Here is a 21,616-nt window from a genome sequence, read left to right as displayed (position 1 = left end):
TAAGCACCTGTTGCATTTATCGTTATCTGCACAGACTGCAGGCTGTTGGAGTCGCGGCACATCCACCTTTTGCGGTGCAACGCAGGTCGGAGTGCATTTGCTCTCCTACTTTTTGTGTGCTCACGACCATCTCATCAAATGGCAACACGGCATCAAAACCGGAAAGGCTCGCTACGGCTGCTGACTGGGCATGAGAAATCCCCGCGATGTTTCGCGCGTGACATGGGATTTCAACTTCTCCGCCAACAGGGTCGCACACCAATCCAAGTGTGTTCATGAGACAGAGAGAGGCAGCATTGAAGGCTTGTTGCGCGGAGCCACCAAACAGGTGAACAAGCCCCGCCGACATCATGGCAGCAGATGCGCCGGTTTCGACGGAACACCCTCCGGTTTCAGCGGCAAAACTCCCATGCTCGGCAAAGACAGCCCCAATCAGCGCTGTGACCTGGAGTGCATCGATAATCCGTTCACGATCAATACCTTGCTGCTGAAGGGAGTACAGCGTTCCCGGGACGATCCCCGAGCTCCCGGCCGTCGGCGCTGCTACAACAACCCCTATGTTGGCGTTGGCATCCATAACAGCAAGAGAGGCGGAGATCGCACCTTGTAGGAAAGGTGAGCCTATCACCTCCACGGGATCAGCAGCAGCCACTCGTTTTGCACCTGGTTCCAGAAACTTCATGCTTGAGCTGTCTTTTGTCAGCGCAAGCCCGGAGTGAACTGCCTCCGTCATGATATCAAGCCGATCCGCAAAAGCCTGCCGGGCCTCACTTTGGCTCAAACCCAATCGCTTGGCTTCCAACGACAGGGCAAGATCAGCAAGACTGCCGTTGATGCTTGCCTGCTCAATCAAATCTGCTGAGTTTGCGAAGAGAGATGCCTCATCTCTGACCGGAAACTGAACAGGTGCACAGGATCTTACCCTGGTGCTTTGATCCAGTATCTCTTGAATGAAAGGGGCATCATGAGAGAATGGGTAAGGGGATTTTATTTCAATAAGTTGAGCGTTTCTGTCAGGCGATTGACGAATATGAGCCTGTACTTTTTTGCCAGACAGAAACTGTTCTGGAACCGCGTTGTTCCCGCACTCGGCTAAGAGTACATAGTCACTCCCGGAGACGTCAATTTCGTAGCCATTCAGGCCATCGACCCTGAACATGCCTCCGCCGATCGAGAGGCCCTTGAAGCAATCTTGCCGACGTGTTCCTTCGCGATCTTCCACCGCAACAGCAATCTCAACCCGATTAGGATGATCAGCAACCTCAAGCTTCCGGATATTTATCTTCAAAGGAAATGGTTGCCCCTTCAGAAGATTGGGCAGAGCTTGTCTATATGTCGGGGAGTTGATCTCTTCGCCAACAAGGCCGGCTGCAAAGCCCTCATCACTGCCCTGGTTGGTGTACACCTGCGCAAATGATCCACCCGGATCAAAAGCTATTTCAACACCAACAATCTTATCGCCTTCACAAACGGCAAGCTGTTGAATGGTTTTACCAAGAAAATAGGGAGCAGCTGAATGTGAGCTGGAAGGCCCTCTCATAACAGGGCCAATGATTGAGTTAAGAAGACTGATCGTGCTCATGCAAACTCCCCAGAAAACACTGTGATATTTTACACAAATGACAATCAGTTTGAAGCAGCTTCTTTAGTGTTGAGGATGCATAAACCAGCCGTGTTTCGACCCAGACATTACCCAAAATCTAACTGATAAGAAATTCTTATCATCGCATGCAAAAGATGCAATTTCACTTAATACACTTCAGTACCTACATTCATTCTAGGATTTGCTGGATGCATCGTTTCGTCTCACCGCTTAAGGTAAACGCTACGTCAAGACCCAGTGATCGCCAAACATAGGTAACGGAGACAGTTATGCACGGCAACGATGTCAAGACATCCGGCGTTTGTCCGGTGGTACATGGCGCGAATACATCGATGGATAAGCCAGTCACCCGATGGTGGCCTGACGCTTTGAACCTCGACATCCTCCATCAACATGGTGCGCGTACCAACCCGATGGACCCAGGATTCAATTATCATGACGCTGTCAAATCACTCGACTTTGAGGCAGTGAAGGCAGACGTCCACGCACTCATGACCGATAGCCAAGACTGGTGGCCGGCCGACTGGGGTCATTACGGCGGTCTGATGATCCGCCTTTCATGGCACACAGCTGGTTCTTATCGTTTGGCAGATGGTCGCGGCGGCGGCGGTTCTGGCAACATTCGCTTTGCGCCGCTCAACTCCTGGCCTGATAACGCAAGCCTCGATAAAGCACGCCGCTTGCTTTGGCCTATCAAGAAAAAATACGGCAACGCTCTTTCCTGGGCTGATTTGATTATTCTCGCCGGTACAGTCGCCTATGACTCTATGGGTCTGAAAACCTTTGGTTTCGGATTTGGCCGTGAGGATATCTGGGGTCCAGAGATCGACACCTATTGGGGATCTGAAAAAGAATGGCTGGCCCGCAGTGAAGAGCGTTATGACGATCTGGATGATCCTTCAACACTCGAAAACCCACTTGCAGCGACCCATATGGGGCTGATTTACGTGAACCCGGAAGGCGTGAATGGCGTTCCTGGCCCACAAAAAACAGCCGACCAGATCCGCGAAACCTTCGCGCGTATGGCGATGAATGATGAGGAAACAGCTGCGCTGACCTGTGGTGGTCACACCGTTGGTAAGACCCACGGACGTGGTGCCGTTGACAACATCGGTGTTGCACCGGAAGCTGCCGGACTGGAAGAACAGGGACTTGGCTGGTCCAACCCTGGACAAGACGGCAAGGCAACAAATGCCTTTACTTCTGGCATCGAAGGGGCGTGGACCACACACCCAACCACATTCGATATGGGTTTCTTCGATATGCTGTTTGGTCATGAATGGCATCAGGTCAAATCACCTGCAGGTGCCTGGCAGTGGGAACCAGTTGAGATCAAAGAAGAAGACAAACCTGTCGATCCAACTGACCCGTCCGTTCGCCACAATCCAATCATGACTGATGCGGATATGGCGATGAAGGTTGACCCGATCTACAACGAATACTGCCAGAAGTTCATGGCAGATCCTGAGTACTTCAGAGATACTTTTGCGCGCGCATGGTTCAAGCTGACCCACCGCGATATGGGTCCGAGAGCAAACTATCTTGGTCCAGATGTACCGAAAGAAGACCTCATCTGGCAGGATCCGGTTCCGGCAGGCAACACCAACTACGATGTGGCTGCTGTGAAAGCCAAAATCGCAGCGAGTGGCCTGAGCAACGAAGACCTGATCACAACCGCATGGGACAGCGCCCGGACCTATCGTGGGTCTGATATGCGCGGCGGCGCCAACGGTGCCCGTATCCGCCTTGCTCCGCAAAAGGACTGGGTCGGCAACGAGCCTGACCGCCTTGCCAAGGTACTGGCTGTGCTTGAGTCAATTGCAGCTGAAGCCGGTGCATCCGTGGCGGATGTAATCGTACTTGGTGGTAACGTTGGTGTTGAGAATGCCATCAAGGCAGCTGGTTTCAGCGTGGAAGTTCCATTTGCATCTGGTCGCGGCGATGCCACCGATGAGATGACAGACGCAGCATCCTTCTCTGTATTGGAGCCTATTTCTGATGGCTTCCGTAACTGGCAAAAGCAAGAGTACGCTGTTAGCCCAGAAGAAATGATGTTGGATCGCGCACAGCTCCTCCGTCTCACCGGATGGGAAATGACTGTGCTCGTTGGTGGCCTGCGCGTTCTTGGTGCCAACTACGGTGGATCAAAGCACGGTGTCTTCACGGATCGTGAAGGTCAGCTGACCACCGACTTCTTCGTCAACCTGACGGACATGGGCAACAGCTGGCATCCGCTTAAGGATGGCACCTACGAGATCCGTGATCGTCACACCGGCAAGACCAAGTGGACAGCAACCAGTGCTGACCTTGTGTTCGGTTCCAACTCTATCCTGCGTGCTTACGCTGAAGTGTACGCCCAGGATGACAACCACGAAAAGTTCGTCCGAGACTTCGTGGCAACATGGACCAAGGTCATGAACGCCGACCGCTTCGACCTAACTGCATAATCAAACCTCACCCCGGGCAGGCAACTGCCCGGGTCAGCAAAAAGGCCTCTCGTGGTGAGAGGCCTTTCTTTGTTCGCCAGGGAAATGCAGCGGGGATTAGTCGTAGAGGACGGCTGCGATTTCTGGGGAGTCCATGTTGGAGGCGTCGTAGTAGTAGAAGCCGGTGTCAATGTTGGCTGGGACTTTTTCGCCCTTGGAGGCCATGTAGGCTGCCTTGACGGTTTCATAGCCGATGCCGACCGGGTTCTGGGTGATGGCGCCTGCCATCAGGCCGCTGCGGACGGCGTCTTTCTGGGCGCGGCCAGAATCGTAACCGATGATCACAACGTCTTTGCTGCCCATTTCACGCACGCCGTTGGCCACACCGATCGCGGAACCTTCGTTGGTGCCGAAGATGCCTTTGATGTCCGGGTTCGCGGTCAGGATCGCTTTGGTCAGCTCGGTGGACTTCAGCTGGTCACCACCACCGTACTGAACGGTCACAACTTCAATCTCCGGATAGTTCTTCATCTGGTTGAGGAAGCCATCACGGCGGTCGATGCCGGTGCGACTGGTCTGGTCGTGTGCGACCACGGCCACTTTACCGCTCTTGCCAATCAGCTCTGCCATTTTGTCTGCGGCCAGGCTTGCGGCTGCCACGTTGTCAGTTGCTGCCAGTGCCAGCGGGATTTCGCTGTCGACGCCGCTGTCAAACGCGATGATCGGAATGCCGGAGGACTGTGCCTGACGCAGCAGCGGAATCGCGGCCTGACTGTCCAGCGCGGCAAAGCCGATGGCTGCCGGGTTCTTCGCCAGAGCTGCAGCCAGCATGTCGATCTGGCGATCAACCATGGCTTCGCTGTCCGGGCCTTCAAAGGTGATTTCAACGTTCAGCTCAGCAGCTGCGTTGTCAGCGCCGGCTTTCACAGCCTGCCAGAACTGGTGCTGGAAGCCCTTGGAGATCAGCGGGATGTAGACCTTATCCGCTGCCAGTGAAAGCGAGCTGGTTGCAAGCAATGTTGCTGAGGCTAATGCGCCAATCAATGTACGTCTTGTAAACATGAGTATTTCCTCCCGATAAAAATATTCAGCTGGGGCAAAGGCGCCCCAACCAATCTTATGCATGAGCTTTTTTCTTGCGGGCCATGTCCGCATAGACGGCCAGAATAATGATGCCGCCCGTCACAACCGTCTGCCATTCCTGAGCAACAGAGAGCACGCGCAAACCGTTGGTCAGCACGGCCATGATCAGAGCTCCGATCAATGTGCCCATGATGGTGCCGCGTCCTCCGGCAAGAGACGTTCCGCCAATCACCACAGCTGCGATGGCTTCCAGCTCGTAACCGAGGCCAAGGGCAGGCTGTGCGGAGTTGAGGCGGGATGCGATGAGAATGCCAGCGATGCCGCAGATCCCACCTGCGAGCGCGTAGATTCCCATCTTCCAGGCATCCGTGTTGACGCCAGACAGGCGCACGGATTCCTCGTTGGATCCAAGTGCGAAGGTGTAGCGGCCCAGCACAGTTCGTCCCAGAATGTAAGAGGCTGCAATCGCAACAAGGAACAGGATCAGCACACCATTGGGGATCTGAAGACCCGGAATGATGGCGCCAATGACAGACCCGCGAGAAATGAGGTCAAACCCCGGAGTGTCATTGAAGTAGATTGGGCGTGTGCCGGAAATGACGAGCGACAGGCCCTTCAGGATCAGCATCATGCCAAGCGTTGCAATGAACGGCGGCACCTTCATCTTGGCGACAAATGTGCCGGAACACAGGCCGCAGAAAGCACCCGTGGCAATGGCAGCGGCCACACCCAGCGGCAGCGGCATACCCCAGTAGGTGAGCACCACACCGGCGATCACGGCGCAGAAAGTCATCATGGTGCCGATGGACAGATCGATGCCACCGGTGATGATGATAAGCGTTGCGGCAATGGCCAGAACACCGTTGACCGAGGTCGCCTGCAAAATGGCGATCATGTTGGACATCTGCATGAAGTTTGGCGAGGCCAGACCAAAGCCGATGAGCAGGACGATCAGGCTGGCGAAGGCGAGCAGCTTCTGGTGTGCGCCCGAGCTCACAAAACGACCGATCAGGTTCTTTTGCGGAGTTAAGGTGGTGTCTGTCATTGTACTTCACTCACAATTTGCGCTGCCGGGTCGCGTTGTGTTGCGAGGCGCATAATGTCTTCCTGGGTTGTTGAACTGCCGCCGGGCAAAATGCCGGTCAAGCGGCCTTCGCACATCACCGCGATGCGATGGCTGAGGCGCATCACTTCTGGCAGTTCAGAGGAGATGACGATGATCGCGCAGCCCTGTTCTGCCAGTGAGTTCAACAACTTGTAGATTTCGGATTTCGCTCCCACGTCGATGCCGCGTGTGGGTTCGTCAAAGATGAGAATGTCGCAATCACGCAACAACCATTTGGCGATGACCACCTTTTGCTGGTTGCCACCGGACAAGAACTGGAGCTCCTGCTTGTCGGAGGGCGTTCTGATTTCCAGCTGCTTGATGTACTTGGCGGCGGCCTCTGCCATGCCAGCCTCATTCAGCACACCAAAGCGATTGCAGAACTGGTCCATGCTGGCCATAGCCACGTTGGCGCGAACATCCATGCCGGTGGCGAGACCAAAGTGTTTGCGATCCTCTGACAGATAGCCAATACCAACCTGTACTGCATCAGACGGGCTGTTGATCTTGCAGGTATGACCATCCACCCGGATCTCACCGGAATCCAACGGATCAGCGCCGAAGATTGCGCGGGCGACTTCCGTTCGCCCAGCACCCATCAAGCCTGCAAAGCCTAGGATTTCGCCCTTTTTCAGCGAGAAGCTGACATCGCGGATTTCTGTGCCGCGGTTGAGCCCCTTCACTTCCAGCGCTACGTCTGCGGCAGAAAGGTCTGGCACGTCGACGGCTTCTTCTTTCACCTCGCGGCCAACCATCATGGAGATGATCTCATTGACCGGGGTGTCAGCCGCAGGAACGGTGCCCACATACTCGCCATCGCGCATCACGGTGACGCGGTCGGAGATCTGCTGGAGCTCGTCCATTTTGTGGCTGATGTAGATGATGCCAACACCTTCCGCTTTCAGGCGGCGGATGATGGTGAACAGCTCGGCGATTTCCTTGTCGTTGAGCGCGGCTGTCGGCTCATCCATGATCAGCACTTGCGAGCGGTAGGAGAGTGCCTTGGCGATCTCCACCATCTGCTGCTTGGCGATGGTCAGATTGCCGACAAGCACATCCGGACGCAGGTCCAGCGCCATGCTCTTGAAGATCTCAGCGGTCTTCTGGTTGAGGGCGACCTCATCAAGACGTCCAAGTCGCAGGCGCGGCTCACGACCAATGAAGATGTTCTGTGCCGCCGTCAGATCATTCATCAGGCTCAGTTCCTGATGGATGATGCCTATTCCGAGTTCCTGCGCTTCACGCGGCCCTTTTGGGTCAGCCGCTTTTCCGTTGATTTCAATGGTTCCGCCGTCACGGGTGTAAACGCCGGAAAGCACTTTCATCAAGGTGGATTTGCCTGCTCCGTTCTCTCCCATCAGGGCGTGAACTTCACCGGCACGCAGATCAAACTGCACATTTTTAAGGGCGTGCACACCCGGAAACGTCTTCTCAATACCCGTCATTCTGACGATGGTATTCATTTATTTTCTCCCCCCAGAGCTGGCATGCACACCTCAGTGGAAACGCACAGATCCCAACTGATGCTGCGGTATGCAGATCAGCAAAATGATATGGCCGAGACATCCGGTTGTTACCTAATTGATGACACGGCCCCTCCCCGAGCCTTGCCTCAATCACCGCTGTCTCATGTCACGCGCAGTTCCATCCGAAACCGGATCCACTTGCAGAACTGCGCATTAGCCCTGGATCACGCCCTTCTTGATGATGACGTTTCCATATTTTCGCGTGGTGCCTGTTACCACCACGCAGTACGCCTTCTTCGCCTTCTCATAGAAAGCAAAACGCTCGACAAAGGTGATTTGCGCACCCGCTGGCAAAGCACTCTGATAGTCATCAACCAACCCATCCGGCAGCTGGTCGCCTTCCACAGCAGCCATCATCATGACGTTCTCCGGGTCGTACTGGTCCAGCTCCCAGAGAGGCATGATGGCCTCAAGAAGATCGGTTGCCTCACACCCATCAGCGCGCAGCACCGTGTCGCTAACAGAATAGGCCGGGAAATGTGCATCGCTGAGTACCAACTCATCCCCATGCCCCATCTCGTGCAGGATCTTTAAAAGTTCCGGAAAAATGATCGGGTTGATCCCTTTAAGCACTTAAGCCCCCACTCACACCAAATGCCCGGTACCACCGGGCAGGTAAAACAAACGTCCTGACCTCCAGCAGGGTTGAAGAAAGCTCAGAGGTCCGCCGCAAATAAATGTACTATGAAGAACCAGAGAGAACTCCCGCACCCTGATTCCGGTGTTTGGCTGATGCTGTAGTGTTCCGGTAATCCCTCTGGGAGACAGCTCCCTGAAACTCTCGGAAAATACAGCGCCGAACCATTGCTAATTCGTGTTAGCAGGTTAGCAAAGCTTTCCGTTTAATCAAGAGCATTTTTTCATTTTGCGGAATTTGAGCGCATTTTCGAAAAGCGCCCTAACGTCAGATTTACCCGAATTTTTAATTGGTCTAAAACCAGTAAGATTGGTTTCAGAAGCACGCTCTATTCTGTGCAAAGACATGCAGATTTATGAGCATTCCGGCGGCTTTAACAGCCTGAAACCGGAAGCAACACCGAGCTTCGAAAACGAAAAACAGATGGCAAAAGCGTATTGGGTTTCCCGCATCAACATCAAGGATCCAGAGACCTACCGGTTCTACACCGAGGCTGCGCCAAGCATACTGCGCAAGTATGGCGGCACCATTCTGGCTCGCGGTGAAAAAGCCGAGCAAATGGAAGGCGAAAAACACCACCGCCACGTGATTGCCGAGTTCGAAAGCATGGACGCCGCCATGACCTGCTACAACTCTCCCGAATACAGAGTCGCCCGAGATTTCCGGCGCGGGATTGCCGATGTGGAGACGGTGATTGTGGAGGGGCTGGATTAATTTGCTGCTGAGCTCAGACACAAAAAACGGGCTGTCTTGCGACTCGCCCGCTCGTGTTTCGCTGCTCGCTGACGGCCTAAACTAACCGAACTTTGGAGCCTTGAAAGCGGATTCGGTGAGGTGCTCAAGCAGCAGGCCGGATTGCTTGACGGCTTCCTCCTCATTGCCCATGGCGACGGAGCGCATGATGGCCTCGTGGAAGCGGGAGCACAGCAGGTTGTCGGATTTGTCTTTGTTGGCAAACCAGAACCGGCGTGACTGACTTTGCACGCGGGCAAGGGAATGGTGGAAGTACGGGTTGTTGGTGGCTTCCGTCACGATGCGGTGGATGTCCTGCAGGTTGGACAGCAGCGCCACTTCATCCTCATCCTTCGCGCTCTGCACAATCAGCGATCCTAGCGCCAGCATTTCGCGGCGCTGGTCGGTTGAGGCGCGCATGGCCGCGAATCTCAGACAGATCGGCTCAATCTGCTTGCGTACTTCCAGCAGCTGCAATTGCTGCTCTGCGGTGATGGAGAGGAACTGCACGCCTTTGCGTGGATGGATGGCCAGCATCTCATCCTGCTCCAGCGCCTGAAGCGCTTCACGGACGGGCGTTCTGCCCAGATCCAACAGGGAGGCGAGTTTGTTTTCAGAGTACAGAGCTGAAACATCAAGCTCGTTGAAAAACAGTTCCGCTCAATTTCCGTGCGAGCAAGCTCTGCCTGCGTTTTCTCGTGAGGCACGGTTACCCCCTGTTTTAAAAGCGTTATTTCTGCGTCAGTTGTATCACAGTGTAGCACAGTGCATTCCCGATTTGCCAGCAATCTCTTATTTTCTTTTCCTGCTATGTCAGTGAAACAGGCCTTTATCGGCCCTTTGGCAATCTCCTGACATGTCAGCCCTGGACGTCTCTTACATACCGTAATCCATCAGCTGCTAGCATTGTGTCATTCTGTCACGCAAAAACTACATAGAACTCCGGCAGTTGCTGCGCTTTGCAGATTTGAGACAAACTGAAAAAGCCAAAGTAATGAGCGCTTTATCGCATTTTGATAGTCTGATACTGGCATGATTTCACTGGCATGTCAGGCAGATTCAATTGCCATATCAGCGCCATATATTTGGCAAAAATCGTCGATTTCTAAGGGTTATTACCATTGCCACAGCCTCCTCATTTTGCTTTTAAGGTTGCTAATATGTCAGATTTGAGGATATGTTTACCCAAACGGTCCTCATGGACTCAGAACTAAAGCAAACAGCCATAAACCGTGGCATACAAGGTAAGCGCCCATGAAAAACTGGAAAGAGACTGCCCTAGCAGAAACCGCATCTCCTGTTCTTGCTGAAGCAGATGTTGTTGTTTGTGGCGGCGGACCATCTGGTGTTGCAGCGGCTGTTATGAGTGCACGCAACGGCTTGAAAACTATCCTCATCGAGAAAAACGGGTTTTGTGGAGGCGGAGCGGTCGCTGGCCTCTCAGGCACCATCTGCGGTCTGTTCCTCACCCAGGACGACATCGAAAACAAAGACGCCAAGCAAATCGTTTTCGGTTTCGCAGAAGAGTTTCGTGCTCGCCTGCAGGCAAAAGGCGGTGCAACGCCTCCACAAATCTACGGCAACACCCACGTGGTGACCTTTGATCCGCTGATCTGGCGGGAAGCTGCCGATGACCTTCTTGAAGAGTCCGGCGTTCAGTGCCTCTACCACACCTACATGACCGAAGTGGTTCGTGAAGGGGACGAGATCACCGCGATCCGTGTGGAATCCAAAGCAGGCAGCACTTTCCTCAAAGCAAAAGCCTTCATTGATACGTCAGGAGATGCGGCTCTCGTGACGAAAGCGGGGTGTGACTACAGCTTCGGCGATAATGGTGCCATCCAGAACCCAACCATGATCTTCCGTCTGTCAGACGTGGTGGAAAGCGACTTCTACGATTACTTCGGCAAGAACACCATCTGCCCGCCTGACATGATCGAAAAGCTGAAAACAGCCTTCGAGAGCAGAGAGTACGACACACCCCGCAACAAGGTATGGGTGTTCCCGACCCCGCAGAAGGGCGTGTTCCTGATGAACTGCACCCGTCTGGCAGGTCAGGACAACCGCATGCTGAACGTAGTGGACCCTGCTGACTTCACATACGCAGAAGTCTATGGCCGTCGTCAGGCCCGCGAGTATCACCGCTTCTTCAAAGACAAGATCAAGGGCTTTGAAGAGTCTCAGCTGATTGACATGCCACCAGAAGTGGGTATTCGCCAGACACGGACCATCAGCGGCGAAACCACCCTGACAAACGACCATGTTGCGAACTGTGACAAGCCAGAGGATGGCGTGGTCCGCTCCTCCTGGCCGATTGAAATGCACGCCGGTGAAAAGAGCAAACTGCACTGGCTGATGGAAGATTACTACGAGGTTCCATACGGCACGCTGGTGCCGAAGGAGCTGGACAACGTGATTGTCGCGGGACGGTGCCTGAGTGCTGAACATGAAGCCCTCGCTTCTGCCCGCGTTACTGCCCAGTGCTTTGAGCTGGGCCATGCGGCGGCTGTGGCGACAAAACAGAAAATCGAAAAAGCGATCAATTACAGAGACGTAGATACAAAAGAGTTGCGCGAGGCGATGCGTGCGGCTGGCAGTGCTCTGTAACAAGTCGGGCAATAAGGAAGGTGCCTCAAGGCACTCTGGGAGTTAAAAATGGAAGACTGCAGAATTAGCCGTGTCGAGCTTTATGCTTTGGCTGATGAGAATGCGCCCCCTATTCCCTGGGCGGATAATCAGGAACCTCTGCTGTACACCAACAACATTGTACGCCTGTTCACCGAGGATGGAACCGAGGGTCTGGGCGCAACTATGAGCTACACAGAGAACTTCTTTGATCGGTGCATCATTGAATCTCTGCGGACAATCGTTCCGGGTCTCATCGGCAAAAATCCGCTGATGACTCAGGAGCTCAACAACTGGCTTGGAGCGCGCTGCACCTGGGGTGGACTGCCAGCGAAATCTCCAATCGACATTGCAGCATGGGACATTAAAGGCAAGAAAGCCGGAATGCCGCTTTACATGCTGCTTGGCGGCGCACGGACTAAAATCAAGTCCTACGCCTCCACACCAATGTTCGACACTGTAGAGGAATACTTCCCTTACATTGACGACTGCATTGAACACGGCTTCACAGCAATCAAACTGCACTGCTACTGCGTTTACGACAAAGACGTGGCACTGGTGGAAGCTGTTGAGGCCAAATACGGCACATCCGGCATCCGTTTCATGCTGGATACCGCGGGCTTCTATACACCTGAGCAAGCCATGAAAATGGCCAAGTGGATGGAACGCCATAACTGGGAATGGCTAGAAGCGCCAGTTTCCGATTACGACTTCAAGACCTATCAGCGCCTTGTCGCCAATACGGATCTTGAAATTTCCAGCCATGGCAACTGCCTGCTGACACTGCAGGAAGTTACGCATGCACTGAGCACTGGGATGTGGTCAGACGTGCGTCAGGACGCAACTGTTTGCGGCGGCATTACTCAACTGAACAAATGCTTCGCGATCGCGGCCGGCCACAGCAAGAATCTGGAAATCCAGAGCATGGGGTACACCCTTACGCAGGCTGCCAACCTGCACGTCGCTCTGGCTCACGACAACTGCAACTTCTTCGAGCAGTTCTACCCTTACGAGGCGTTTGAACTGGCGAGCAAGACCCAAATCCGCACAGACAAAGAGGGATATGTGCACGCGCCGGCGGGCAACGGGCTCGGCGTGGAAATGGATTGGGACGCAGTGAAAGAAGCAAGCTTTGCTTCTTACGTCTTCGAATAATAAATGGGGGCATCCATGGCTAAACTACAACTGGATAAGACGAACTTCTTCGTCGGCGGCATTGCGGTTCTTCTGCCGACAATGGGCATTCTGGCAGCAGATATTGCTGCACCGGGTTCGGGTAAAGCGTTCATCTCTTCCCTGAAGAGCTATCTGACCAATGAATTTGGCGCGTTCTACATGTGGGCAGCGATCCTGTCGCTGATCTTCTGTCTGGCCGTCTCATTCAGCAAATACGGCAACATCGTCCTTGGTGAGGCGGATGAAAAGCCGGAATACAGCACGATATCATGGGTCGCCATGATCTTCAGTGCAGGCATTGGCGCCGGCATCCTCTGGGGTGGTGCCAGTGAGTGGATCTATTACATGTCCACACCGCCGCTTGGCCTTGAGCCAGGCACCGAGCTGGCAAAGGAATGGGCCATCACAACCGGCATGTTCCACTGGGGTCCAAGTGCCTGGGCGCTGTACTCCGTCTGCTCTATCACCATCGGTTACTACTACTACGTTCGCAAAGACCCTGTTCTGAAGGTTTCAGAATCCTGTAAGGGTGTTCTGGGTACACGCGCTAAAGGCCCACTGGGCAACGTGGTCGACATCTTCATCATGATCGGTCTGGTGACTGCAAGTGCGACCAGCCTTGGTCTGGGTACACCTGTTGTTGCTGCCGGCATCTCCAAAGTACTGGGTCTGGAACACGGCACCGCAATGAACCTTGCTGCACTGGCAATCGTTGTTGGCCTGTTCACCATCAGCTCCGCACTGGGCCTGAAAAAAGGCATGGCGAAGCTCTCCAACTTCAACATCTTCCTGGCGATTGGCCTTCTGGTGTTCGTGCTGTTCTTCGGCGGCTACTTCCTGACCACCATCAAGTCCTTCACCACTTCAGTTGGTTCATTGGTCACTAACTTTGTTCGTCTGAGCACCTACATGGAGCCATACGCAGAGAACTCCACCTTTGTTTCTGACTGGACAATCTTCTACTGGGCATGGTGGGTTTCCTACGGTCCGTTCCAGGGTCTCTTCTTCGCGAAGATCTCCCGTGGCCGTACTATCCGCGAAATGGTTCTGGGCACCCTGCTGTTCGGTTCCCTCGGCACCGCAGTGTTCTTCGCAATCTTCGGCAACTACGGCATTGGTCTTCTGGACGCAGGCATCTTTGATGCACCAGCAGCACTGGCTTCCGGCCAGACTTCCTTCACCGTAATCATCGACATGTTTGCGAACCTGCCATTGGGCACCCTGTTTATCATCGGCCTCTGCGTTTCCGCAGTCGTCTTCATGGCAACCACCTTTGATGCGGCATCCTTCTCTCTTGCAGCGATGACCACCAAAGAACTGCCAGATGGTGCAGATCCAGCCCTTTGGAACCGCCTTGTGTGGGCACTGTTCCTCGGCATTATCCCAATCGTGATCAACCTGATTGGTGGTGACCTTGGTACCATCCAGATCTCTACTGTGGTTGGTGGATTGTTGATGGTCGTCATCCTTGGCATCGTGGCTCTTTCCTTCATCAAGGAACTGAAGAGCGACATTGCCAACGGCGTCGAACTTCCAATGCGCAAAAAATAAAAAGCATACGAGGGCGCCAGTTACAAAACTGGCGCCTTTCTTACAGGAGCTACAAAAATGTCACTGGCACTCAATCCTGCTGTTGCGCCCATCAAATCCATCGAGTTCATTCCGGTCAATTACCAGGCCAGCAACTGGAGCCAGAACACGGTTGTCGTCAAAGTAACCGACGAAAACGGTGTCTACGGCCTCGGCGAAGCTGACGGATCCCCTGATGCGATCCTCGCCTACGCCAACATTGAAACAGAACACAAATGGCTGACCAACATCACTGAAAAAGCGATTGGTCGCCTGCCTATCGAAATCAACGCCATCTGGGATGCCATGTATGACGCCACGCAGTGGCAGGGCATGCGCGGCCTGGGCATGTTCGCCCTTTCCGGCATCGACATGGCCCTTTACGACCTTGCGGGCAAACAGCTCGGCGTCCCGGCTTACCAGCTGCTCGGCGGCACCAACAAAGACAAGGTCCATCCATATCTGACACTCTATCCAGCCATTCCGGTGGATGCGTCTCTGGACGTGGCCATCAAGGGCTACGCGCCGCTGCTTGAGAAAGCGAAGGCACACAACATCCGCGCGGTGAAAGTCTGCGTGCCGATCAAAGCTGACTGGAGCACTAAAGAGGTCGCCTACTATCTGCGTGAGCTACGTGGCATCTTGGGCCATGACACCGATATGATGGTGGACTACCTCTACCGCTTTACCGACTGGTACGAAGTGGCGCGTCTGCTCAACTCCATTGAGGATCTGGAGCTGTACTTCGCAGAGGCGACGCTGCAGCACGACGATCTCAGCGGTCACGCCAAGCTGGTTGAAAACACCCGCTCCCGCATTTGCGGCGCAGAGATGAGCACCACCCGCTTTGAAGCCGAAGAGTGGATCACCAAAGGCAAGGTACACCTGCTGCAGTCAGACTATAACCGCTGCGGCGGCCTGACAGAGCTGCGCCGAATTACCGAGATGGCAACCGCCAATAATGTGCAGGTGATGCCGCATAACTGGAAGACCGGCATCACATCTGCTGCCGCGATCCATTACCAGTTCGCTGTCGGCAATGCGCCATACTTTGAGTACGTACATCCTGAGTTCTGCGATGGTGAGCTGCGTAAGTATCTTGTCACTCCGGAAGCCGAACTGGTGGACGGCGGTTTTGCCAAACCAACTGCTCCGGGTCTCGGCATTGATCTGAACCAGGAGTTCTTGGCGAGCCTCTGATGCATTTCCCCGGCTCGCACCCCTAGACGGGTCGGAGATTCGCACAGCAAACAGGCAAACCCCTCTCCGCCCCGCCTCCATCTGCACTTTTTCGGGTTCGCGTACTCACAAAGTGCCCTTAGGGGCGGAGAATCCTTTCTGAGCCATTCAGGAAAGAAATTTCCCCTGGGTAGCAAATTACCCTGCCCACAACTCACCCTGGTCAAGCCCCATTGACTGGGGTGTTTTGTTAGCTGGCTTCAGCAACGCAAGTTACCTTAAGGTCATTTTGCCGGATTAGCTCCGTTAATGTGCCGACTTACCCCGTCAACCCCACTCAGATCCACCGGTGGGCCTGTGAAATTCTATCGATTTTACGTAGTTCCGGAAAATCTAAAGTTGCAGAATCACTAAATAAAATTAAGTATTAAATATCTATTTATTAGAATAGACCGAAAGAAAAACATACTACAATTATTTGATCAACTGGTCAGTTTTTAGAATTTTTTATCAGGCGGCAAAGTGTTTTTATCTAATTATATTAGGATATTGAATTGAAATTACGGAAAAAATCAAATGTTTTAAGCATGAAATAATATATCACGTATTCTATTTGCACACCTGAAACTCGTCAAGGTTTCAACTATTGATTGTGTTGATATTACTTTCATCTGTGAATCCGACAAAAATCTATATTGCCTTCGAGTGCACGTCTCATACGTTTAAATGGTTTACTACTGATATTACTCTAGGGGAGCTAATATGTTTAGAGATTACCATGGTGAGGAAGCCAGAGTTATTGAAGGTGGCGATGCGCCTTACAGCACATCAACACCTTACTCCATTTCATCGGGAGATACCTTTGAAGGAACTTTGAGTTTCTCCGGCGATAAAGACGCAATCAAACTCGAGGTGCAGGCAGGGGTAACCTACACCATTTCTATGGATGGCATCGGAAGTGGGGGCGTTTCCGACACATATCTGTACCTTTACGATTCCAACGCCAACGAAATTGCAAAAGACGATGACGGTGGCAGCGGACGTAACTCCGAAATCACTTTCACCGCAACAACCACCGGCACCTACTACATCGGCGCAGCTTCCTATAATGACCGTTACAGCGGCGACTACAGAATCTCTGTTGATGCAGATGGCGGCCCAACCGATCCACCAACCGATCCGAACGCCTTCACCAACGATCAGATTGCGGCTCAGCTGACAGATGGATACTGGAACAGCACTGGCCGTGGTCGTCGCGCATTTGACGTGAGCCCAGGCGAGTCCCTCACCGTGAACCTCAACGGCTTGAACTCTTCCGGTCGTGAGCTTGCAACCAAAGCTCTGGAAGCCTGGACAATGGTCACCGGCATCGAGTTCCGCACTGTTAGCTCCAACGCTCAGATCACATTTGACGACAACGACAGCGGCGCTTACGCAAACTCGACCACTCGCGGCAGCACCATCCTTTCGTCAACCGTGAACGTCAGCACCGATTGGGTTGCCCGTTACGGCACTGATCTGGATGGTTATGCATTCCAGACCTACGTGCACGAAATCGGCCATGCACTCGGCCTTGGTCACGCTGGCAACTACAATGGTGCAGCGACATATGGCGTAGACAACCACTACTCCAACGACTCCTGGCAAGCGACAATCATGTCCTACTTCGATCAGGTGGAGAACACCAATGTGGACGCAAGCCGCGCCTATGTGGTGACTCCGATGATCGCGGACATTCTTGCCATGCAGGATCTGTACGGCACAGCAACCGATCTGCGCACCGGTTCCACCGTTTACGGTGAAAATTCCACCGCAGGCGGTTACTACGATGACATCGCTGATCTGAATCCGGCAACGTTCACCATCATGGACAATGGCGGCAACGACAGCATCAACTTCAGCTCCGTTCGCGCTGACCAGAAGATCTCTTTGGTCGCAGAGACTTACTCTGATGTGAACGGTCTGACCGGCAACATGACCATCATGCGTGATACCGTGATCGAGAATGCTTATTCTGGTTCAGGTAATGATGAGCTGATCGGTAACGATGCTGACAACGGCCTTTACGCCAATGCAGGTAACGATACCCTCGAAGGCGGTCTCGGTGACGACACCCTCTCCGGCGGTTCCGGCAGCGACACCTTCGTGTTCAACATCAACTGCGGTGCAGACACGATCATCGACTTCTCCAATGGCCTTGATTTCATGAAGTTTGAAAGCGGCGCAGACAGCTTTGCAGACCTCTCCATTCAGGACACTGGTGCAGACACAGTGATCAACTATGACGGTGGTTCCATCACCCTTTCCGGTGTTGATTCCAGCGTCATCAATGCAGACGATTTCGTATTCGTCTAAGCTCCCTAAATATGTGCAACCTGCCGCTATGGCAGGTTGCATAATTATTTAATTAAATCATAAGTTTGCGGTCGTTCCTTCTATTTGAATGGATGAAAAATTTTTAGTTTCTTTGCCCTTTCAAATGGTGTGCGATTTACATACAATGATCACCTCAAATTTTATTGGGGCATAACCACGAGTTTTGTAGCGCATACGTTCTCCTGATGGTCGTTGGGATGGGCGTGCTGCTCACTTGAGTTTGGGGTCTGGTGGTTTCGGGAGTATCTATGAGTACATCGAAGAATGGGCAGCCAAAGCGCCCGCTGGTATCTGAGGCGTTTGGTGCGTCGCGGTCCGGGTATGCGGGCGTTGGGGTTTTAAGTCTGGTCATCAACCTTTTGATGCTGACTGGCCCGATGTTCATGCTGCAGATCTATGACCGGGTTCTGGCCAGCCACAGTGTTCCAACACTGGTGATCATCGCCAGCTTCGCCGGTATCCTCTACCTGTTCTTTGCTCTGCTTGAAGGCATTCGTGCCCGCGGCCTGTCACGTATCTCGCAGGAGATCGACGCCCGCCTGTCACGCACCGCGTTCCTCGCCAACCTGCGCGTTCCGCTGCGCATGGGCAACACCGGCAAAAACGTCGACCCGATCCGCGATCTGGAGACCATGCGCCAGTTCTGGGGCGGTCAGGGTCCAGCCGCGCTCTTCGATATTCCATGGATGCCGATCTATCTGGGTCTGGTGTTCGTGCTGCATTTCTGGCTTGGCATTCTGGCCCTGGCCGGTGCCGTGATCATCTTGTCTCTGGTGCTTGCCAACGAGTTCATGAGCCGCGCGCCTGCCAAGGAACTGGCCGCGCAGAATGCTCAGCGCAGCAACACCCGCACCGGCGCCCGCCGCAATGCGGAAGTGGTGCGCGCCCTTGGCATGAGCGCAACGCTCACCAACAAGTGGGATGAAGCCAACGCCCGGTTTTATGATGCCCAGACCAAGGCCGGTGACCGCGCCTCCCTGTTTGCCACCGCCATCAAAGCCTTCCGCTTCCTGCTCGGCTCCGCCGTTCTGGCTGTTGGCGCCTGGCTGGCGATCCTTCAAGAAGTCTCTCCCGGTGTCATGATTGCCGCCTCCATCATCACCTCCCGTGCCCTGTCTCCCGTTGAGCAGGCCGTTGGTCAGTGGCGTGTATTCATCGCTGCCCGTCAGGCCCGTGCCCGTCTGGAAAAAGCGCTGGAAGGTCTGGATGAAAGCGCACCGGAAACCGAGCTGCCTCTGCCAAGCAAGACCCTTAACGTGCAGCAGATCGCAACGGCCCCTCCAGGGGCCCGCGCCGTCACGCTGGCTGGTGTGAACTTTGAACTCAAGGCCGGAGATGGCATGGGCATCATTGGCCCGTCCGGGTCCGGCAAGACCAGTCTGGTCCGCGCGCTTGTGGGCGTCTGGCCGATCCATCGCGGCTCCGTGCGCCTTGATGGCGCCGAGCTGGGCCAGTGGTCTGAGGACCGTCTCGGCACCGCTATCGGCTACCTGCCGCAGGACGTGGAACTGTTCGACGGCACCATTGCTGAAAATATCTCGCGCTTTGCGCCTGAGCGCAATGACGAGAAAATCCTCGAAGCGGCTCAGCTGGCCAATGTGCATGAGCTGGTGACCGGCCTGACAGATGGCTATGACACGCAAGTAGGCGAAGGCGGGGCTCTGCTTTCTGCCGGTCAGCGTCAGCGCATTGGTCTGGCCCGCGCGCTTTATGACAGCCCGTTCCTGATCGTACTGGATGAACCAAACTCCAATCTGGATGCAGAAGGCGAAGCCGCATTAACCCGCGCCATCAAACTGATGCGCCAGAACGGCAGCATCGTGATTGTTGTGGCGCACCGCCCAAGCGCGATCTCAGCCGTTGAGCTGCTGCTTGTTGTAAAGGATGGCCAGCAGGCCGCCTTTGGCCCGAAAGAAGAAGTCCTGCCAAAAATCAGCGCCCCAACCGGCGTGCCTGCACCAGCTGGTGCTCCGGCCCCCGGCGCTAAGCCAGCGCCAGCTGCTGCAAAAACAGGACCATTGAGCGTGGTGCCACATGCCTGAGCAAACAACACTTTCCTCCATTCAGTCCTCTCGTAAAAAACACCTGCGCTGGGGCATCGCTCTTGTGGGCGTTCTGGTTCTTGGCCTTGGAGGCTGGGCTTCTGTTGCCAAGATCAACAGCGCGGTGATCACCTCCGGCTCCATCGCGGTTGATGGTCAGGCCAAGAAGGTGCAGCATCAGGAAGGCGGCATTGTCGGTGAGATCCTCGTCAAAGACGGCGACGAGGTCAAAGCCGGTGACGTGCTGTTCCGCCTTGATGAGACCGTGGTCAAAGCCAACCTTGCCATCACCCGCAAGCGCCTGCATCAGATGCAGGCTCAGGAAGCCCGCCTTTCCGCTGAATGGCGCCGCGAACAACGTGTGATCTTCCCGGAAACTCTTGTTGAGCTGGCCAAGACTGACGAGATTGCCGCCACAGCTCTCGATGGCGAACAGGCTCTGTTTGACGCCCGCCAGCAAGGCATCAAGGGCCGCAAAAAACAGCTTGGCGAACAGATCGCTCAGTTGGAGCAGCAGATTGAAGGCCTGCAGGTGCAGCGCGATGCCAAGGCAGAAAGCATCGATCTGGTCACCCAGCAGCTTTCTGACTTCTCCTCACTTTTAGAAAAGCGCCTGATCAACGCCTCTCAGGTCACCGCCATCAAACGCGAGCGCGCCGAGCTGATCGGTGATCGCGGCGGGCTGATCTCCCAGATCGCCCAGACCAAGGAAGCCATCAGCGAAAAACGCGTGCAGATCCTGCAGCTGGACGAGGAGTTCCTTGAAAAGGTGCTCTCTGACCTGCAAACCATCCGCTCTCAGATTGCAGAGCTGGAAGAACAGGAAGTTGCCGCAGAAGATCGCCTCAAGCGCATCGACATCCGCGCGCCGCAATCCGGCTATGTGCACCAGCTTGCGGTTCACACCGTGGGCGGCGTGATTGCACCGGGTGACACCCTGATGCTGGTGGTGCCGGAAGACAGCGAACTGGTGATCGAAAGCCGTGTTCAGCCAATCGACGTGGACCAGCTGCAGGTGGGACAGGACGCTTACGTGCGCCTTGCCGCCTTCGACCAGCGCACCACACCGGAGCTCAGCGCAGCCGTGCTCAACGTCTCTCCGGACCTGACCCGTGATGAGGTCACCGGCGAGCCATTCTATCTGGCCCGTCTGAAGATCCTTGAGAGCGAGATGCCAAAGCTCAACGGTCAGACCCTGGTCCCCGGCATGCCCGTCGAAGGCTTCATCCAAACCGGCGAACGCACCGTCCTCTCCTACTTCGTAAAACCCCTCCAGGACCAAATCGCCCACGCGCTCAAGGAGAAGTAAGGGACCCCTTACTTCCTCGGAGGGCGGCTTCATTGATTTTTGAAGTCGTGAGGACTAAAATACCGGAGTGAGAAGGGAGCTAAGCCCCCTTCCCTTTGCTTATAAGCTGAAAGTGACCCATAGCGCGATTACCAGCCGGCTGCGGGTCTTTTTCATTTTAAGCGTGAGTGAAATGGGGAATAACCTCATCCCATCACCTCCGGTTTGAGGGCAAGGCTGTTGCCTCAG

The 21,616-nt window shown here is 54.4% G+C and carries 15 protein-coding genes; 9 read left to right on the top strand and 6 right to left on the bottom strand.

Going from position 1 to position 21,616, the window contains the following annotated elements; all coding sequences use genetic code 11:
• Positions 1 to 22: 22 nt before the first annotated feature.
• On the bottom strand, positions 23 to 1,582 hold the full coding sequence (locus PJE062_RS12060; RefSeq protein ID WP_008549398.1) for an L-serine ammonia-lyase, iron-sulfur-dependent, subunit alpha: 1,560 nt from the start codon (positions 1,580 to 1,582) through the stop codon (positions 23 to 25).
• Between the two features lie 290 nt (positions 1,583 to 1,872).
• On the opposite strand from PJE062_RS12060, the gene katG reads away from it, so the two are divergent.
• Positions 1,873 to 4,050 carry a catalase/peroxidase HPI gene (gene katG, locus PJE062_RS12055; RefSeq protein WP_008549128.1) on the top strand — a complete coding sequence of 726 codons (2,178 nt, stop codon included), beginning with the start codon at positions 1,873 to 1,875 and terminating at the stop codon, positions 4,048 to 4,050.
• 96 nt (positions 4,051 to 4,146) lie between these two features.
• On the opposite strand, the gene PJE062_RS12050 is transcribed toward katG, so the two are convergent.
• The 4 genes from PJE062_RS12050 to fucU form a co-directional block, all read right to left on the bottom strand.
• A complete protein-coding gene (locus tag PJE062_RS12050) occupies positions 4,147 to 5,091 on the bottom strand; it encodes an ABC transporter substrate-binding protein (protein WP_008549402.1) in 945 nt (314 codons plus the stop codon).
• A 55-nt stretch (positions 5,092 to 5,146) separates the two neighbouring features.
• Positions 5,147 to 6,157: an ABC transporter permease gene (locus PJE062_RS12045; protein WP_008549151.1), complete on the bottom strand. Its 1,011-nt coding sequence runs from the start codon at positions 6,155 to 6,157 to the stop codon at positions 5,147 to 5,149.
• Positions 6,154 to 7,680 carry a sugar ABC transporter ATP-binding protein gene (locus PJE062_RS12040; protein ID WP_008549325.1) on the bottom strand — a complete coding sequence of 509 codons (1,527 nt, stop codon included), beginning with the start codon at positions 7,678 to 7,680 and terminating at the stop codon, positions 6,154 to 6,156. Before PJE062_RS12040 ends, PJE062_RS12045 begins: the two co-directional genes overlap by 4 nt.
• 216 nt (positions 7,681 to 7,896) lie before the next feature.
• Complete coding sequence (gene fucU / locus PJE062_RS12035; RefSeq protein ID WP_008548978.1) at positions 7,897 to 8,316, bottom strand: L-fucose mutarotase; 420 nt, start codon at positions 8,314 to 8,316, stop codon at positions 7,897 to 7,899.
• 409 nt (positions 8,317 to 8,725) lie between these two features.
• Here fucU and PJE062_RS12030 point away from each other — a divergent pair, with 409 nt between their 5' ends.
• Complete coding sequence (locus PJE062_RS12030) at positions 8,726 to 9,094, top strand: DUF1330 domain-containing protein (RefSeq protein ID WP_247643118.1); 369 nt, start codon at positions 8,726 to 8,728, stop codon at positions 9,092 to 9,094.
• 81 nt (positions 9,095 to 9,175) lie between these two features.
• Here the strand turns inward: PJE062_RS12030 and PJE062_RS12025 are convergent, their stop codons facing one another.
• Entirely contained in the window at positions 9,176 to 9,706 is a 531-nt protein-coding gene (locus PJE062_RS12025; RefSeq protein WP_008548869.1) for a GntR family transcriptional regulator, read from the bottom strand.
• Positions 9,707 to 10,366: 660 nt separating this feature from the next.
• On the opposite strand from PJE062_RS12025, the gene PJE062_RS12020 reads away from it, so the two are divergent.
• The 7 genes from PJE062_RS12020 (at position 10,367) to PJE062_RS11990 (ending at position 21,388) form a co-directional block, all read left to right on the top strand.
• Complete coding sequence (locus PJE062_RS12020) at positions 10,367 to 11,719, top strand: FAD-dependent oxidoreductase (protein ID WP_008549191.1); 1,353 nt, start codon at positions 10,367 to 10,369, stop codon at positions 11,717 to 11,719.
• Between the two features lie 48 nt (positions 11,720 to 11,767).
• The gene (locus PJE062_RS12015) at positions 11,768 to 12,892 is read left to right on the top strand and encodes a mandelate racemase/muconate lactonizing enzyme family protein (protein WP_008549394.1); all 1,125 of its coding nucleotides are present in this window, start codon (positions 11,768 to 11,770) and stop codon (positions 12,890 to 12,892) included.
• A 15-nt stretch (positions 12,893 to 12,907) separates the two neighbouring features.
• Positions 12,908 to 14,464 carry a BCCT family transporter gene (locus PJE062_RS12010; RefSeq protein WP_008549295.1) on the top strand — a complete coding sequence of 519 codons (1,557 nt, stop codon included), beginning with the start codon at positions 12,908 to 12,910 and terminating at the stop codon, positions 14,462 to 14,464.
• 57 nt (positions 14,465 to 14,521) lie between these two features.
• Positions 14,522 to 15,682 (top strand): mandelate racemase/muconate lactonizing enzyme family protein, encoded by a 1,161-nt coding sequence (locus PJE062_RS12005; RefSeq protein WP_008549195.1) that lies wholly within the window; start codon positions 14,522 to 14,524, stop codon positions 15,680 to 15,682.
• Positions 15,683 to 16,423: 741 nt separating this feature from the next.
• Positions 16,424 to 18,016, top strand: coding sequence for a M10 family metallopeptidase (locus PJE062_RS12000; RefSeq protein WP_008548930.1), 1,593 nt, complete (start codon positions 16,424 to 16,426; stop codon positions 18,014 to 18,016).
• Positions 18,017 to 18,285: 269 nt separating this feature from the next.
• Entirely contained in the window at positions 18,286 to 20,079 is a 1,794-nt protein-coding gene (locus tag PJE062_RS11995) for a type I secretion system permease/ATPase (protein ID WP_008549241.1), read from the top strand.
• On the top strand, positions 20,072 to 21,388 hold the full coding sequence (locus PJE062_RS11990; protein WP_008549093.1) for an HlyD family type I secretion periplasmic adaptor subunit: 1,317 nt from the start codon (positions 20,072 to 20,074) through the stop codon (positions 21,386 to 21,388). The genes PJE062_RS11995 and PJE062_RS11990 overlap by 8 nt, the downstream gene beginning before the upstream one ends.
• Positions 21,389 to 21,616: the final 228 nt, after the last annotated feature.

This window comes from Pseudovibrio sp. JE062 (assembly GCF_000156235.1).
Lineage (GTDB): Bacteria > Pseudomonadota > Alphaproteobacteria > Rhizobiales > Stappiaceae > Pseudovibrio.
The sequence above is the reverse complement of the archived record's forward strand: the minus strand, read 5'-3'. Positions and strand labels throughout refer to the sequence as shown.

Coding starts and splice junctions, on each gene's coding strand:
- PJE062_RS12060 (WP_008549398.1), bottom strand. CDS start 1,582: ATGAGCACGATCAGTCTTCTTAACTCAATCATTGGCCCTGTTATGAGA.
- katG (WP_008549128.1), top strand. CDS start 1,873: ATGCACGGCAACGATGTCAAGACATCCGGCGTTTGTCCGGTGGTACAT.
- PJE062_RS12050 (WP_008549402.1), bottom strand. CDS start 5,091: ATGTTTACAAGACGTACATTGATTGGCGCATTAGCCTCAGCAACATTG.
- PJE062_RS12045 (WP_008549151.1), bottom strand. CDS start 6,157: ATGACAGACACCACCTTAACTCCGCAAAAGAACCTGATCGGTCGTTTT.
- PJE062_RS12040 (WP_008549325.1), bottom strand. CDS start 7,680: ATGAATACCATCGTCAGAATGACGGGTATTGAGAAGACGTTTCCGGGT.
- PJE062_RS12030 (WP_247643118.1), top strand. CDS start 8,726: ATGCAGATTTATGAGCATTCCGGCGGCTTTAACAGCCTGAAACCGGAA.
- PJE062_RS12020 (WP_008549191.1), top strand. CDS start 10,367: ATGAAAAACTGGAAAGAGACTGCCCTAGCAGAAACCGCATCTCCTGTT.
- PJE062_RS12015 (WP_008549394.1), top strand. CDS start 11,768: ATGGAAGACTGCAGAATTAGCCGTGTCGAGCTTTATGCTTTGGCTGAT.
- PJE062_RS12010 (WP_008549295.1), top strand. CDS start 12,908: ATGGCTAAACTACAACTGGATAAGACGAACTTCTTCGTCGGCGGCATT.
- PJE062_RS12005 (WP_008549195.1), top strand. CDS start 14,522: ATGTCACTGGCACTCAATCCTGCTGTTGCGCCCATCAAATCCATCGAG.
- PJE062_RS12000 (WP_008548930.1), top strand. CDS start 16,424: ATGTTTAGAGATTACCATGGTGAGGAAGCCAGAGTTATTGAAGGTGGC.
- PJE062_RS11995 (WP_008549241.1), top strand. CDS start 18,286: ATGAGTACATCGAAGAATGGGCAGCCAAAGCGCCCGCTGGTATCTGAG.
- PJE062_RS11990 (WP_008549093.1), top strand. CDS start 20,072: ATGCCTGAGCAAACAACACTTTCCTCCATTCAGTCCTCTCGTAAAAAA.